The sequence below is a fragment of the uncultured Oceanicoccus sp. genome (assembly GCF_963968385.1).
Lineage (GTDB): Bacteria > Pseudomonadota > Gammaproteobacteria > Pseudomonadales > Dasaniaceae > Oceanicoccus.
This window is the reverse complement of record NZ_CAXAHB010000007.1, coordinates 1-15,933: the sequence shown is the minus strand read 5'-3', so window position 1 is coordinate 15,933 and position 15,933 is coordinate 1. Positions and strand designations below refer to the sequence as shown.

At 44.6% G+C, this 15,933-nt stretch carries 13 protein-coding genes; 10 read left to right on the top strand and 3 right to left on the bottom strand.

Annotated elements, in window-relative coordinates; translation table 11 throughout:
- The first annotated feature begins 13 nt into the window (after positions 1–13).
- The 5 genes from lolA to cysG are packed head-to-tail and all read left to right on the top strand — an operon-like array spanning position 14 to position 5,074.
- Complete coding sequence (gene lolA / locus AACP44_RS01645; RefSeq protein WP_339338364.1) at positions 14–646, top strand: outer membrane lipoprotein chaperone LolA; 633 nt, start codon at positions 14–16, stop codon at positions 644–646.
- A complete protein-coding gene (locus AACP44_RS01640) occupies positions 636–1,958 on the top strand; it encodes a replication-associated recombination protein A (RefSeq protein WP_339338362.1) in 1,323 nt (440 codons plus the stop codon). The genes lolA and AACP44_RS01640 overlap by 11 nt, the downstream gene beginning before the upstream one ends.
- A gap of 20 nt (positions 1,959–1,978) precedes the next feature.
- Complete coding sequence (gene crcB / locus AACP44_RS01635) at positions 1,979–2,368, top strand: fluoride efflux transporter CrcB (RefSeq protein WP_339338360.1); 390 nt, start codon at positions 1,979–1,981, stop codon at positions 2,366–2,368.
- A 24-nt stretch (positions 2,369–2,392) separates the two neighbouring features.
- The gene (gene serS / locus AACP44_RS01630; RefSeq protein WP_339338358.1) at positions 2,393–3,682 is read left to right on the top strand and encodes a serine--tRNA ligase; all 1,290 of its coding nucleotides are present in this window, start codon (positions 2,393–2,395) and stop codon (positions 3,680–3,682) included.
- 9 nt (positions 3,683–3,691) lie between these two features.
- Positions 3,692–5,074: a siroheme synthase CysG gene (gene cysG, locus AACP44_RS01625; protein ID WP_339338356.1), complete on the top strand. Its 1,383-nt coding sequence runs from the start codon at positions 3,692–3,694 to the stop codon at positions 5,072–5,074.
- Positions 5,075–5,360: 286 nt separating this feature from the next.
- On the opposite strand, the gene AACP44_RS01620 is transcribed toward cysG, so the two are convergent.
- On the bottom strand, positions 5,361–7,481 hold the full coding sequence (locus AACP44_RS01620; protein WP_339338354.1) for a carboxy terminal-processing peptidase: 2,121 nt from the start codon (positions 7,479–7,481) through the stop codon (positions 5,361–5,363).
- A gap of 193 nt (positions 7,482–7,674) precedes the next feature.
- Positions 7,675–7,920, bottom strand: a complete 246-nt coding sequence (locus AACP44_RS01615) for an RNA-binding protein (RefSeq protein ID WP_339338352.1) — start codon at positions 7,918–7,920, stop codon at positions 7,675–7,677.
- A gap of 80 nt (positions 7,921–8,000) precedes the next feature.
- On the opposite strand from AACP44_RS01615, the gene AACP44_RS01610 reads away from it, so the two are divergent.
- The 4 genes from AACP44_RS01610 (at position 8,001) to AACP44_RS01595 (ending at position 12,550) form a co-directional block, all read left to right on the top strand.
- Complete coding sequence (locus AACP44_RS01610) at positions 8,001–8,240, top strand: VF530 family protein (protein ID WP_339338351.1); 240 nt, start codon at positions 8,001–8,003, stop codon at positions 8,238–8,240.
- Positions 8,241–8,328: 88 nt separating this feature from the next.
- Positions 8,329–9,630 (top strand): DEAD/DEAH box helicase, encoded by a 1,302-nt coding sequence (locus tag AACP44_RS01605; RefSeq protein WP_339338350.1) that lies wholly within the window; start codon positions 8,329–8,331, stop codon positions 9,628–9,630.
- 2 nt (positions 9,631–9,632) lie between these two features.
- Positions 9,633–10,091, top strand: coding sequence for a DUF1456 family protein (locus tag AACP44_RS01600; protein WP_339338348.1), 459 nt, complete (start codon positions 9,633–9,635; stop codon positions 10,089–10,091).
- A 224-nt stretch (positions 10,092–10,315) separates the two neighbouring features.
- Entirely contained in the window at positions 10,316–12,550 is a 2,235-nt protein-coding gene (locus AACP44_RS01595; RefSeq protein ID WP_339338346.1) for a cytochrome c3 family protein, read from the top strand.
- 7 nt (positions 12,551–12,557) lie between these two features.
- On the opposite strand, the gene AACP44_RS01590 is transcribed toward AACP44_RS01595, so the two are convergent.
- Entirely contained in the window at positions 12,558–13,991 is a 1,434-nt protein-coding gene (locus AACP44_RS01590; RefSeq protein WP_339338344.1) for a YdiU family protein, read from the bottom strand.
- A gap of 320 nt (positions 13,992–14,311) precedes the next feature.
- Between AACP44_RS01590 and AACP44_RS01585 the strand changes: the two genes are divergently transcribed.
- Positions 14,312–15,733: a deoxyribodipyrimidine photo-lyase gene (locus AACP44_RS01585; protein WP_339338342.1), complete on the top strand. Its 1,422-nt coding sequence runs from the start codon at positions 14,312–14,314 to the stop codon at positions 15,731–15,733.
- The last annotated feature ends 200 nt before the right edge of the window (positions 15,734–15,933 follow it).

Sequence of the window (15,933 nt, the reverse complement as noted above, 5' to 3'; positions counted from 1 at the left end):
GAGATTTTTTATTTTGAACTTACTAGCTCGTTGTTTTTTGCTCTGGCTATTAAGCAGCTGTTGTTTGGCTGCCAGTAGCGAAACCGCTGTGCAACAACTCAATGCACAACTGCAAGCCATGAACAGCCTCAGTGCGCACTTTAAACAAACTATCCACGACCATACCGGTATCTTGCTACAGCAAGCCGAGGGGTCTTTAACGGTAAAGCGCCCAAGACGGTTTCACTGGCTAACCGAGCAACCCTATAAACATTTAGTAGTGACCGATGGCCAACAATTATGGCTCTATGATATCGACCTTGAACAAATTACTCAGCAAACCTTTACTGCCGATTTAGATAAGACACCCGCTTTATTACTCAGTGGCGAAGTTAAACAAATCAGCCAGCAATATCAGGTTTCTGTCACCGAAGCTGCCGATAAAACATTAACCTTTACCTTAACACCTAATCAGCCAGACAATCTTTTTACACAACTCAGCATCCGCTTTAATAACCGGCAACTACTTGGAATGACCTTAAAAGATAGTTTTGAACAGCTAACCACTATCGTTTTTTCTGACTTAAAGTTAAATGCAGATATTGCCGATAGTCTGTTTAACTTTGTGCCTCCCGACGGCATCGATGTTATTCGCGATGAATCGTAATCTATTCGAACAAACCACGGCTTACCAACCCTTAGCAGCCAAAATGCGCCCGCGTCGGCTGGATCACTATATCGGCCAACAGCATATTTTAGGGCAGGGCAAACCACTGCGGGAAGCTCTGGAAAATAATCAGTTACATTCGATGATTTTATGGGGGCCACCCGGTGTCGGTAAAACGTCGCTGGCCAAACTGGTTTCAGATACCTGCGACGCTCACTTTATTACTCTATCTGCTGTGCTAGCAGGAGTTAAAGATATCCGAGCCGCGGTTGACCAAGCAGCACAGCATCAATCTGCGGGTAAAAAAACCATTCTGTTTATTGATGAAGTGCATCGCTTTAATAAAGCCCAGCAAGATGCCTTTCTACCGTTTGTAGAAGATGGCACTGTGATCTTTATTGGCGCCACCACCGAAAATCCATCGTTTGAGTTAAATAACGCACTATTATCGCGAACCCGTGTTTATAAGTTGCGCGCTTTAGACCCTGAAAATATTGCCACCATTATACTTAACGCTTGTGAGCAGGATCAGTCCGTTACTGTACAGCTAGATCAGCAGCAACTTGATCAACTATCAATGGCAGCCGATGGCGATGCCCGTCGAGCTTTAAATCTGCTAGAACTGTCATTAGAGCTGGCACCAGAGCGCGACGGCGCCAAATATATTGGTGCCGATACCGTAGCTGAAGTCCTAGATGGCTTTGTGCGCCGCTTTGATAAAGGCGGTGATCTTTTTTATGAGCAAATATCAGCCCTGCATAAATCCGTTAGAGGCAGTTCACCCGATGCCGCCCTATACTGGTTTTGCCGTATGCTCGATGCTGGCTGTGATGCGCTGTATATTGCTCGCCGAGTGGTGCGTATCGCAAGCGAAGATATTGGCAATGCCGACCCCAGAGCGCTGGAGCTTGCGTTAAATGCCTGGCAGGTTCAGGAACGACTGGGTAGCCCTGAAGGTGAGTTGGCTATCGCCCAAGCGGTTATTTATTTGGCCAGCGCAGCAAAGAGCGATGCGGTCTATAAGGCCTTTAATCACGCGATGGCGGATATTCAGCAGCAGCCTAGCTACGCAGTGCCCGAGCATTTACGCAATGCACCGACCACTATGATGAAAGATTTGGGCTATGGTAGCGAGTATCGCTATGCTCATAATGAGCCTGAAGCCTATGCCGCCGGTGAAAATTACTTCCCCGAAGCATTAAAAGACACCGAATATTACCAACCAGTAGATCGTGGTCTGGAAAAGAAAATCGCAGAGAAGATGAATTATCTGCGTGAACTCGATAAAGGTAGTAAAATACACCGCTACTAACCCAATTCGAACACCATATTATGACGCATTTATTGATGATTGCCGTTGGCGGCGCTGCAGGTGCACTATGTCGCTATGGCCTGGTTAACTGGATCAGCAGTTTGCCCTATAGCAAAAGCCAATGGGGCGCTTTTCCTCTGGGTACGCTAAGTGTGAATGTGATTGGCTCGTTTGGCATTGGTATACTGTATGTATTAATTGCCGAGCGCATGGCACTGCATCCTGACTGGCGCAATGTCGCTATGATTGGTTTTTTAGGCGCATTGACTACGTTTTCAACTTTCTCGCTGGAAACCATTATGTTATTGGAGCGCGGTCAACTTGCTTATGCGCTATTGTATATAATCAGCAGTTTGTTGATTTGCATTATTGCAACCTGGCTGGCTATTAGCTTGACCCGATTATTTTAAGACTGTTATTAAGGTTTAAGACACATGTTAGATATCAAAATGATTCGTCAAAATCCGGAGCAGGTTGCAGAAAAGCTCAAAAAGAAAAAGTTCGATTTTGACGTTGCCGCGTTCAAACAACTGGATCAAGAACGCAAACAGGCTGACACCGACAGCCAAAATCTGCTAGCTGAGCGCAAGCAGGCGTCGAAAAAAATCGGTGAACTAGTCAAGCAAGGCATTCCAGTCGACGAAGCTAAACAAACCGTTAATGAAACATTGGCAAAAATAGAACAACAGCTGGACAACTTAAAACAACAAGCCACAGCCGCCGCCGATGCGTTAGCGTCACTTATGATGAGTGTCCCTAATATTCCGGACGATGAAGTCCCGGAAGGCGATGATGAAGAGGCCAATGTCGAGATTATGAAATGGGGCGAGCCACGCCAATTTGATTTCGACGCTAAGGATCACGTTGATATTGGTGAGCAAGTCGGTGGATTGGATTTTGAATTAGCCAGCAAAATTACCGGCTCACGCTTTGCTGTGATGCAAGGCAATATGGCAAGACTACATCGCGCATTAATCCAATTTATGCTCGACACGCATCTTAATGAGCATGGTTACAATGAGGTTTATGTCCCCTTTATGGTTAATGCTGATGCTCTACGCGGCACCGGCCAGTTGCCCAAATTTGAACAAGATCTTTTTAAAATTGAAGGTGAACAGAACTATTATTTAATTCCTACGGCCGAAGTGCCGGTTACCAATATCGCTAGCAATACCATTTTCGAAGCAGGGGAATTACAACAGGGTCTGCATTTTGTTTGTCATACCCCTTGCTTTAGAAGTGAGGCGGGTAGTTATGGTCGTGATACTCGCGGCATGATTCGCCAGCATCAATTTGAGAAAGTTGAATTAGTCAAAATGGTTAAACCCGAACAAGCCAATGCCGAGCTTGAATCCTTAACAGAAAATGCTGAAGCTATTTTACAAAAACTGAATCTTCCCTACCGAAAAGTCATGCTCTGTGGTGGTGATTTAGGTTTTTCTGCACAGCGCACCTATGACCTTGAGGTATGGCTACCCGGCCAGCAAAAATACCGTGAAATTTCATCCTGCTCGAATTTTGGTGACTATCAGGCTCGTCGTATGCTGGCGCGCTGGCGCAACCCTGAAACCGGCAAGCCGGAATTATTAAATACCATTAATGGCTCTGGTCTCGCTGTGGGCCGCACCTTGGTAGCCGTGCTTGAAAACTACCAAACCGCTGATGGTGGCGTTGATATTCCTGACGTGTTGCGCCCCTATATGGGCGGCGCAACTAAGCTCTAAAATTTGCCAATGGATTTTCTACCGCTGTATTTTCAACTGCAAGGTAAACCCTGTGTCATGGTTGGTGGTGGCACCATAGCACTACGTAAAGCGATACTGCTACAAAAATCTGGCGCAATTATTAATATCGTCGCTCGCAAAGTTCTCCCTGAACTGAGGCAATTAGCCGAGTCCACCGAAGGCACTATCCGTATCGGGGATTATTCTGTCGCTGATATCGAGGGTATGTTTTTAGTGGTTGCCGCCACTGACGACGAGGCATTAAATAAGCAGGTTTCCGATGATGCTCATCAACGTCAGCTTCCTGTCAATGTTGTCGATAGTCCGGAGCTATGTAGCGTTATTCTCCCTGCTATTATTGATCGTTCGCCGTTGGTGATTGCCGTCTCCAGTGGTGGTAAGTCGCCGGTGCTTGCCAGAATGTTGCGATCAAAAATTGAAAGCCTTGTTCCGGCCGCTTATGGGCGGTTGGCCAATTTAGTCGGCGGTTTTCGCGATAAAGTAAAACTGAGTTATAAAACCGTGGATGAGCGTAAAAACTTTTGGGAGGAGGTGCTAAACGGCCCCATTGCTGAAATGGTTTTTGCTGGCAAAGATACAGTTGCCAATCAGATGTTATCCCAACGCCTAGATGCCGAACCCGCTGAGATGATTAAGGGCGAAGTCTATTTGGTCGGTGCAGGGCCGGGCGATCCTGACCTATTAACCTTTAGAGCTTTGCGTCTGATGCAAAAAGCCGATGTCGTGCTTTATGACCGTTTGGTGGCCGATCAAATTATTGAATTAACTCGCCGCGATGCGGAAAGGATTTATGTCGGCAAAAAACGCTCTAACCATGCGGTTCCGCAAGAAGATATTAATCAAATGCTGGTTAAACTGGCCAAAGAGGGCAAGCGAGTACTGCGTTTAAAAGGCGGGGATCCGTTTATCTTTGGTCGCGGTGGTGAAGAAATAGAACAACTGGCGTCGCATAATATTCCGTTTCAAGTCGTCCCCGGCGTCACCGCAGCTTCTGGCTGCTCCACCTATGCCGGCATCCCGTTAACTCACCGTGATTATGCCCAGTCAGTCCGCTTTATTACCGGCCATCTCAAAAATGGTACGGCAGATTTACCCTGGGACGAGCTGGTTCATACCAATCAGACTCTGGTGTTTTATATGGGCTTGGTCGGGCTGCCAATTATTTGTCAAAAACTGATCGAATATGGCCGCAATCCAGAGACTCCAATTGCGTTGATACAGCAAGGGACAACCGAACAGCAGCGTGTTTTGGTCAGCAATTTGCGAGAAATGCCGGCAACGGCGGTAAAAGAGCAGGTCAGGGCACCCACCTTGCTGATTATCGGCGAAATCGTCACCCTAAGAGAGAAATTGGCATGGTTTGAGCATTAACTAGGCAACTGGACGATAAGCTAAAGTTTGACGTCCTATTTGTCGATATATGGGTTAAGAGGAGCTCATAAATGGTTAATTTTCCAACAAACTATACGGCATCTGGCGCTAGCATGCCGACAAGAGCGACGCGTAGAGTCGTACCATCTAGCCCGGCTGATAAACGTGAAACTTATAGCCAGGATCGCCGGCTGGGCAAAGATCGTCGTGGTCGTGCTAACACTCAAGCTGTAATGGATCGTAGAAGCGGGTCAGAAAGACGTCGCTCTACCATCAATTTCAGTGTTTAGGGATTGCTGGCTAGCTTTTTAGCACCATAAATCGGCATGGAATCCACCAGAATATGACCTGCCTCTCTCAATAGAGGATCAACTTCCTCATCGTCCTTATCCATTTCCTGCTCAGGCTCTTTAGCGGTCTGATCAGCCTCTTCAGTTACATCTAATTCATCCAGAGCAGCTAATGGCTCCAAACCTTTAGCGGTACGGCGCGCATTCTGAATCAGCAGTTTCTTGGCTTGATCTTGCTCTTGGTTAGCAAGGCGCGTTTTTTCATTAAGGCTAATCGTGGTTACCGAGCGAAACTGTTCCTGTAATTCCAGCTGCGCTTGTAAAAAGATAAAATCAGGATCTGTTTTAAAGCGCTCGGCATGCTTGGCTTTAAGCTCAGGCATAATAGCTGGCAGATTAAAATAGCGACGATGCCTAACAGGGTCAATACGATCCCAAGAGAGCGCATTATCTAAAGAGCTCTCGCCAACTTTTTCTTTATCGTAACTTGCTGGGAATTCAATATCAGGGATTACTCCACGGTGCTGAGTGCTTTCACCAGAAATTCGATAAAATTTGGATTCGGTAATTTTTAACTGCCCATGTTTTAAAGGATTTAAAGACTGAACCGTGCCTTTACCAAAAGACTGTGTACCCACCACAATGCCGCGCTGATAATCTTGAATAGCGCCGGCAAAAATCTCTGAGGCAGAAGCGCTAAGACGGTTAATTAACACCACCAATGGGCCTTGATAATAAGCACTGCTGGAACGTTTACCATCGCGATAAACCTGTTTGCTCGAATGCCTAACTTGTACGGTGGGCCCTTGCTCAATAAAAAGACCCGTCAGCTCGTTAACCTCCCTTAATGAACCACCGCCGTTTTCGCGCAAATCGATAATAATGCCATCTACGCCTTCATCGATAAGTTCATTCAGTAATTTACTCACATCGCGAGTGGTACTTTTATACTGTGGATCGCCTTTGCGCATAGCTTCAAAATCAATATAGAAGGCAGGAATATCAATAATGCCAATTTTTGATAGCTTGTTATCATCAAAGATATCGAGCACTTTTTTCTGGGCGCTTTGCTCTTCAAGCTTTACCGTATCCCGAACAATTTCAATCACGGTATGTTCATCGTCGGTTTTAGCCGTCACGGGGATCACCTCAAGTCGAACCGTGCTGCCTTTTTTACCCCGAATCAACTTAACCACTTTGTCTAACCTAAGACCAATCACATCCTCAAATTTACCATCACCCTGCGCCACAGCAACAATCCGATCTGATGGCTGTAGTTGTCCCTGTTTATCGGCCGGACCTGCATGTACCAGACGCACCACCTTGGTGAACTCATCCTCGGTTTGCAAGATAGCACCAATCCCCTCCAGCGATAGGCTCATATTGATTTCAAAGTTTTCAGAGCTGATCGGTGAAAGGTAAGTGGTGTGAGGATCATACAGGGTGGTCATGGAATTCATATAAATCTGAAAAGCATCTTCCGCAGTCGATTGCTGCAGGCGGTTTAACTGGTTTTGAAACCGATTAATTAGCAGCGGAACAATGTCAGACTCTGGCTTTTTAGCAGCACGTAAGCCAAGAACGCGGCTTTTAATAATTTTGCGCCATAGCTCATCTGCCTCGGCCTGAGTGACAGGCCAAGACATCTCTGACCGATCGAGCACAAGAGATTCATCGCGCTCGAAGTTCATCGCAGCCACCATTTCTGGTAACTGCTGAATAATCGAACTAAGACGAGAGGCCAAACGCTGCTGATAGCGATTAAAGATAATAAAACCAGGACCGAGATCACCCTTATTCAAAGTGTTATCAAGGGTATAACGATATTGCTCAAATTCTTCCAAATCAGCCTTTATAAACAGGCTTTTATTACCATCAAGACGACGCAGGTAATTGTCGAAAATACGGGAAGACATCGCGTCATTGAGAGTCTGGGTAATATAGTGGCGCTGGCCTAGCTTGTTAATAATATCCAGTGCGGTGCTAGATTGTTCTTTGCTATAGGTAATATCACCACTGGATAACTCGACTTTGGCGTTAACCGCAGAGGACAGTAATAGGGTGGTCAGTAATGTAGTGAATACGGCTAGAAAACGAACACGGTATATAACGATCATAAATTATTATCTCAACGGGCTCTTGGCTTAACAGAGCTAAACTACGGTATTAAGTTCAATAAAACGGCGGAGCATAAATAGCAGGTATCTGTTTTAGTGGGTAGTTCTTTTTTGATCAGTTAACAGCCCTATTATCCAGTCGACAATATATAAACTATAATTAACTTTATATTAACAGTACAAACCATTGATATTAAACTTTATTTTCTGCCTTTTTAACCCTAATAACGCTACCTTCAAAATTCAAGTTATTCAGGCTCTTAATGGCAGCTTTGGCCTCACCAGGATTGGGCATTTCCACAAAACCAAAACCCTTAGAGCCGCCGGTTTTTTTATCCATGACCAAATTACATGACTGCACGCCGCCATAGGCCTGAAACATATCAAGAATAGTGGCTTCAGTGGTGCTACGGCTTAAATTTCTGATTAATACTTTCATGACTTTGCGGTGATGGTATAAAGTGGAAGGCTATCTTAACAGCATATACTACAGCCTCACAGTAAAGGTTAAACAATTTTATGAGTCATCACCAACAACCCAATAACCCGCTTCACGGACTAACTCTGGAGAACATATTGACCCAGCTGGTGGATCATTATGGCTGGGAAAGCTTAGGTAACAAGATCGATATTCGTTGTTTTAACCATGAGCCCTCGATTAAATCCAGTCTGAAATTTTTAAGAAAAACCATCTGGGCGAGGGAGAAAGTAGAGCAGCTATACTTGGATACTCAAAATAGTGTCTGGATAAAACAATGACGGCCGATAAATAATCCCCATTTGTAGCGAGCAATTCTGTTAAAATAAACACTATTAAGCGCTAACAAACTCGGCCGGAAACTCAGAATTGTCTCTACTCAAAGACTTACCCCTTCACCAACAACTGCTCAAAGCACTGGATAAGCTGGGCTTTAGCCAAGCCACCAAAGTGCAGGCAGAAGCTATTCCCGCTGCCATCTCCGGTAAAGACCTGTTGGTATCAGCGCAGACCGGTAGCGGTAAAACAGCCGCCTTTCTGTTACCGGTTCTGCAACGGCTACTAGAGAATGACTCGCCTAACACGGGGACTAGGGCGCTCATCCTGCTACCAACCCGAGAGCTTGCCCTACAAACCCAAAAGCAATTTGAACAGCTGGCAGCCTTTAGCTATTTGAAATGCGGTTTAATTATTGGTGGCGAAGCTTATAAACATCAGGTTGCAACATTACGTAAAAATCCAGAAGTGTTAATCGCAACTCCTGGACGCCTTGTTGATCATATTGAAAAGGGCAATCCGGATTTTAATGATCTGGAAATACTGGTGCTGGATGAAGCAGACCGCATGCTGGATATGGGCTTTGCGATAGCGATGCATACTATCTCGGATTACAGCAACCCCGAGCGTCAAAATTTATTATTTTCTGCAACCCTGAATACCAAGGGAATGGATAAGATGATCGCCACCTTTTCTGATCCTCTGACCATTGAAATTGATTCCCATCGTCAACAACATAACCATATTTTACAACAGGTCGTGCTGGCGGATGATATCAAACACAAGGAAAAGCTAGTTGATGCCATCATCAGAGAGGAACGGGCGAAAAAAGTTTTTATCTTCTGTAATAAGCGCGCTCAATGTGAACAGCTAAGTCATTTTCTACAATATAAGAAGTGGAAAGTTAATTTCCTGCATGGCGATATTACGCAAAATGATCGCAAACAAATTATGAACAGCTTTCGTCAGGGCAGCCTTGAAGTATTAGTGGCTACAGATTTGGCGGCACGGGGTTTGGATATACAAGATGTGGATTTGGTAATTAATTTTACGATAGCCCACTCAGGCGATGATCATATTCATCGGGTTGGCCGTACCGGTAGAGCCGGCAAGGAGGGCAAAGCCCTATGTCTAGTGAGTGCTGACGAGTGGCGTCAGATGTCTAGTATAGAGCGTTATTTAAAGATTCGCTTTCAACGTCGAGTGATAAAAGATTTAAAGGCTAACTATAGCGGCCCTAAAAAACTGAAAAAATCTGGCAAAATCGCAGGCTCAAAAAAGAATAAAACCGCCACCAAAACCACCAAGGCCGTTAAAAAATCACGCACCACAAAAAAGATTAAACGCGTCACCGGTGATGGCTTTGACGCTATCCGTAAAAAAGAGAAGCAATAACCATGACCAATAACGATATCTTAAGACGACTGCGCTATATCTTTGATCTGGCTGATACCAAGATAGTATCCATTTTTGGCTTGGCCGGTAGCGAGATTGAGACTGCCGAGGTCACAGCATGGCTTAAGAAAGATGACGACCCATGGTTTAAAAGCTGCCCAGATATTAAAATGGCAACGTTTTTAAATGGCCTTATCGTGGCTCGCCGAGGCAAAAAAGATGGTCCAGCGCCGATAGCGGAAAAGCAACTGAATAATAATATGGTGCTAAGAAAATTAAAAATCGCAATGGATTTCAAAAGTGATGATATTCAGGCGGTACTACAGTTAGCGGGACTCACTATTAGTGACCATGAGTTAAGCGCTTTATTTCGTAAAAAAGGTCATAAGCATTACCGCGAATGCAAAGACCAGATTCTACGTAACTTCCTTGAAGGTTTACGCCATAAATATCGTCCATAAACCAAAGCTTGGGACGACTCTCGTTGACTTGCAACTGCTTGGCAGTCTCATGGTTAGAGATATGGGCATCAATAAAATTGCTTATATCGAGAGTTGATAATAGATTTTTTGATCATCAAAGCATAACGTTACCGTAACCTCTATTTCAGAAAGTCATCACATTGTTTAGTTATCTACCGTTGGGCATAATAAGCCTCATAATATCAAAAGGGTTGTTCTGGAGAATGCGTTCTTTACTCGCTGTTTATATCGCCTTTTTATTGACAGGCATTTTCTCTTTGGTTGCCTCTGCTAGTCCTTTAAGCAATCCCGAATTTATTGGCAGTGAGCAATGTGGTTCTTGCCATCAGCAGCAATATCAAGATTGGCGGAGCTCTCACCATGATCAGGCGATGATGGAGGCTAATAGCCAAAGCGTTTTAGGCGATTTTAATCAATCAAGTTTTAGCTTAAACGGAATTACCTCAACCTTTTTTAAAAAGGGCAGCGAGTTTTGGGTAAATACCGATGGTACCGATGGCATATTACAGGATTATAAAATTGCTTATACCTTTGGCATCACTCCATTGCAGCAATACCTGATTGCTTTTGACGATGGTCGTTATCAGGCGTTGAGCATTGCTTGGGACAGTCGCAGCAAGGCAGAAGGTGGGCAGCGTTGGTTTCATTTATACCCTGATGTTACAGGCCACAAAGATGTGTTGCATTGGACACGCCAGTTGCAAAACTGGAATTCACATTGTGCCGAATGCCATTCCACCCAGCTGCAAAAAAACTATGATCAGCATAGCAATAGCTACCAAACGACATGGTCCGAAATTAATGTCGCCTGTGAAGCCTGTCATGGGGCTGGCCGTCAACATGTGGCATGGGTCAATAGCAAAGATCCGAAAAAGCCTGACAACAAAGGCCTGCTAACCGATATTCGCTCCCATGGTCACTGGCAACGACTGCCAGCACAGGCTACCGCTAATAAGCTTGGGACGAACCCTACCCATGGCGATCAGCAAATCAATAGCTGTGCCAGTTGTCATGCTCGTCGCACAACCATTGATACTGTTGATAATAAAAACTTTCGGGGAAAAGAGTTATTGGATACCCATATCCCCTTGTTAATAGAAGAGCCTTTTTACCATGTTGATGGTCAGATATTAGATGAGGTTTATGTTTATGGCTCTTTTATCCAAAGCAAAATGCATCAACAAGGTGTAGTTTGCAGTGATTGTCATAACCCTCATAGTCTTGAACTAAAAGCGCCAAATAATCAGCTTTGCGCACAATGTCACAACCCCTCGGTTTTTGATAATCCAACACACCATCATCATAACAATGCCAGTGAAGGCGCCCAGTGTGTTAACTGCCATATGCCCGAAACAACCTACATGACAATAGATCCACGACGAGATCATAGCCTGCGCATTCCACGTCCCGATTTATCAGCGACGCTGACAGTGCCCAATGCTTGCAATCAGTGTCATACCGATAAAGATAACGATTGGGCCTTAAAGCATTTTAAAACCTGGTATCCCAGCCGTATTGATCAACCAAGTTTTGCCCCCTTGTTCGATGCGGCACAGCGAAGAACAGCCCAAGCTTTACCGCAACTTTCAACACTGATTAATGATGAATCGATACCTGTTATGGTGCGCGCATCTGGCTTGCAACTCTTACGCAACTATCCAAACCAATATGCAGTCAATACTGCCTTGATACAACTGGAATCGACTAATGCTACTTTACGCTTGGCAGCGATTAAGGTCGTTGAACTTTTACCTGTACAACAGCGACTTCACTATTTATGGCCTTCATTAAACGACCCAGTTAAAGCGATAAGAATGGAGGCTGCTCGTTTATTGGCCAGCACACTGGTTGATCGAACTATTGTATTGCAACCACCACAACAACAGGCCATACAAAAAGCGGTAGATGAATACATAGCCTCTTTGCAACAAAATGCAGACACACCAGCAGGGCAAATGCAGTTTGGTGCACTTTACCAATCTCTAAATCAACTGGATTTAGCCGAGTCCGCTTATCAACATGCGCGGTTAATTGAACCTTTTTACTTGCCGGCAATAATCAATCAAGCTGATCTTTATAGAGCAAAAGGGCAAGATCAACTGGCTGTGCCACTATTGAAGCAAGCATTAAGCATAGAGCCAAAAAATGCGGCCGCCAACTATGCAATGGGACTATTAATGATTCGCTTGAAGCAACTGGATAGCGCTGTGGACTACCTTGAAATTGCCGCCACACAAACACCTGAAATTGCTCGCTATAACTATGTTTATGCTGTCGCTTTATTTGAAAATGGCAAACAAGCATTGGCCATTAGCATATTAAAAAAAGCACTACAGAACAGCCCTAATAATCAGGAGATTATTGGCGCCTTGGCAGCTTACTTAACGATGATGGGTCGGATAGAAGAAGCTCGACAATACTCCGTACAGTTGCCATAACCAGCGCTTAGGTGCCACAAAAAGTTTGATACGACGAATCAAAATCCTCTGCAGGATCTTGATAGTGATGGCTATTAGGAAGCTCTTGGTAAGGTGAGCGCAACACTTCAAGAAAATCATTAATAGCTTCAGTGCTACCAGTCGTTTCGCAGGCGGTTAATACTGCCTCAACATAATGATTTCTTGGAATTACTATTGGGTTATTAGCCTGCATTAATGCTGCGGAATTATCATTTAAATGGCTGCGCCATTGTGCAATCCATTCATTGTAATTTTCAGACAATGGGTTGGCGCCTGCCATGGTTTGACCAAGATCCAAAAAGGTTTGAGTGTAATCCAAGGCGTCGGTTTGCATAGATTTCAATAAACGTTCAATCAAGCTGCGAATTTCGACAGTCACGTCACTAATACCCAGTTTGGCGGCCATCATGGCAAAATACGCCTGCTCAAAACGCTCAGAGTAATCCTTTAGTAATGGTTCTATTACAGCGATAGCCAGCTTTTTTTCGTTGTTAATCAGCGGCAGCAAACATTCAGCAAGTCGAATAAGGTTCCAAATAGCGATATTAGCCTGATTACCAAAGGCATAACGCCCCTGGGTATCAATAGAGCTGTAAACCGTAGCGGGGTGGTAGGCCCCCAACATAGCACAGGGACCAAAGTCGATAGTCTCACCAGAGATAGCGGTATTATCTGTGTTCATAACGCCATGAATAAAACCTACTCTCATCCATTCAACAATTAAAGTAATTTGTCGCTGCATAACTGCATCAAGAAACTGCAGTGCTTTATCATCGGCGTTAAGATCAATATCGGCAAAGTGACGCTCTATGCTGAAATCCAATAAAGCAGCTAACGACTTTACATCGTCCCTTATAGCAAAATACTGAAAGGTACCGACTCGGATATGACTAGCAGCTATTCGAGTAACGATAGCGCCAGGCTTAACTGCGTCTCGATAAACCGACTCACCAGTAGCCACTACCGCCAAACAACGAGAAGTCGGTACACCTAAAAAATACATTGCTTCGCTCATAATATATTCACGCAGCGCAGGGCCTAGTGCACAACGGCCATCGCCTTGGCGTGAATAGGGCGTAGGGCCAGAACCTTTTAACTGCACATCAACTCGACAATTATCTTTATCAAGAAGCTCGCCAAGCAAGTGGGCACGACCATCGCCCAATTGGGGGTTGAGGTGGCCAAACTGATGACCGCTATAAGCCAAAGCCAGACTTTCAGTGCCGGCGGGAAGCTGATTACCTGAAAAGATTTGTGCCTGTAAAGTAGCGTCTGACTGCAATGTAGTGCTTAGCTTCAAACTATCAGCTAGAGATCGGTTCCATAAAAGCACTTTAGGATCAGCAACGGGTGTGGGCAATACACGCTGATAAAAGGCGCCACCCAGTGCTGAATAACTGTTTGAAAATCTTAATGTCATAAATAGCGAAGCTCAGTGATAACAAAAACCTAAGTGTAACAGCTAAAGCGGGGGCATAAGCCCTGACCAAGGATTATTAACGGCTATAATTGGATCGATAGGGGATATTTGACTGTAGGCTCCGAGCTCATTTGAGATTGGCCCGCCAAATTATAGCTATATAAATCAGCTGAGTTATCTGTTCGACTGAACAGTTCAGATCCGTGATAGATTCTGGGTTGGCCGAACATGAATCCATCTGAGGGACTAAAGCCGTATAGTCAAATGAGTTACTGTCAGTTTGCGTCAGGCGTGGCAGCATCGGAGATGACACATCAGTTATGACAAAAAAAATCGCAATCCACTGGTTTCGTCAAGACTTACGGTTATCTGATAATCCAGCATTAACAAAAGCGGCAGAGCATGAGGCCGTTTTACCCATCTATATTTTAGACGATGATAATGCGGGAAATCATGTCATGGGTGGTGCGAGTCGTTGGTGGCTTCATCATTCACTGAAGGCATTAAATGCCTCCTTAGGCAACAAGCTCTCCGTGTATCATGGCAATCCGCAAACAATTCTGGATGATCTACTGACACGTTTTGACGTTGAAGCCGTGTATTGGAACCGATGCTATGAACCATGGCGCATACATCGCGATACACTGATTAAAGAAAATCTTAAAACGCGTGGAATAGAGGCTTATACATTCAATGGCTTATTATTGTGGGAGCCTTGGACGATTAAAAAAGACGATGGAACGCCCTATAAAGTCTTTACACCATTTTTCCGCAAAGGCTGCTTAAATGCAGAACAACCTCGCTCGCCTTTATCAACACCGAAAAATACCAACTACGGTGATGACCCTGGTCATATAGGCATTGATGCGCTTGATCTTTTGCCCAAAATACCATGGGACAAACAGCTTGAACCTCATTGGGATATTGGAGAGGAGGGTGCTCGCAAACGATTTGAAACGTTTGTTGATGAGGGACTTTCCTTTTATAAAGAGGGCAGAAACCTTCCTGCAAAACCTTATGTATCGCGCTTATCACCCCATCTACATTTTGGGGAAATATCAGCTAATCAGCTATGGCATACTGTTCGAAGCCTTGGTGACGATAAACATATTGGACACTTTTGTAGCGAACTAGGCTGGCGTGAGTTTTCGTATAGTCAGCTTTATCATAATCCGGAACTACCGCGTAGAAATCTACAATCGAAGTTTGATGCTTTTCCATGGGTGGATAACGCAGAGAATTTGCGTGCATGGCAAAGAGGACAAACGGGTATTCCCATGGTGGATGCGGGTATGCGTGAATTATGGCAGACAGGTTATATGCATAACCGGGTTCGAATGATTGTCGGCTCATTTCTGGTGAAAAACCTGCAACTTCACTGGCACCATGGGGAGCGTTGGTTTTGGGATACTCTGATTGATGCTGACTTGGCTAATAATAGTGCCAGTTGGCAATGGGTTGCAGGATGCGGGGCGGATGCGGCACCTTACTTTCGTATTTTTAATCCGGTCACACAAGGTCAGAAATTTGATCCCGATGGTGAATATGTCCGTCAATATATCCCTGAAATTGCTTCGCTACCGAATAAATACCTTTTCAACCCATGGGAAGCTCCGGAGCTTATTTTAACAGAAGCAGGTATCGAGCTAGGATCAACTTATCCACGCCCTGTTGTTGATCTCAAACAATCACGCGAGTCAGCGCTCATAGCTTTCCAATCCTTAAAAAAAGGGGAATCATAAGTAGTATATGACTTGTTTTAGGGGATCAGCTCTAACAGTCTATCTGATTATTTTGTTATGGGTGGTATGGGATGAGACAACCTATGTGAAATACCCTAAAAAGAAGTCTGCCTCTATTTTTTCAGCGATACGCCATTGCGCAGTCCTTTTCCTCTCGGTGAAATCGGCAACTTGCTATTGTTGTTTAAGTGCTTTTTCTT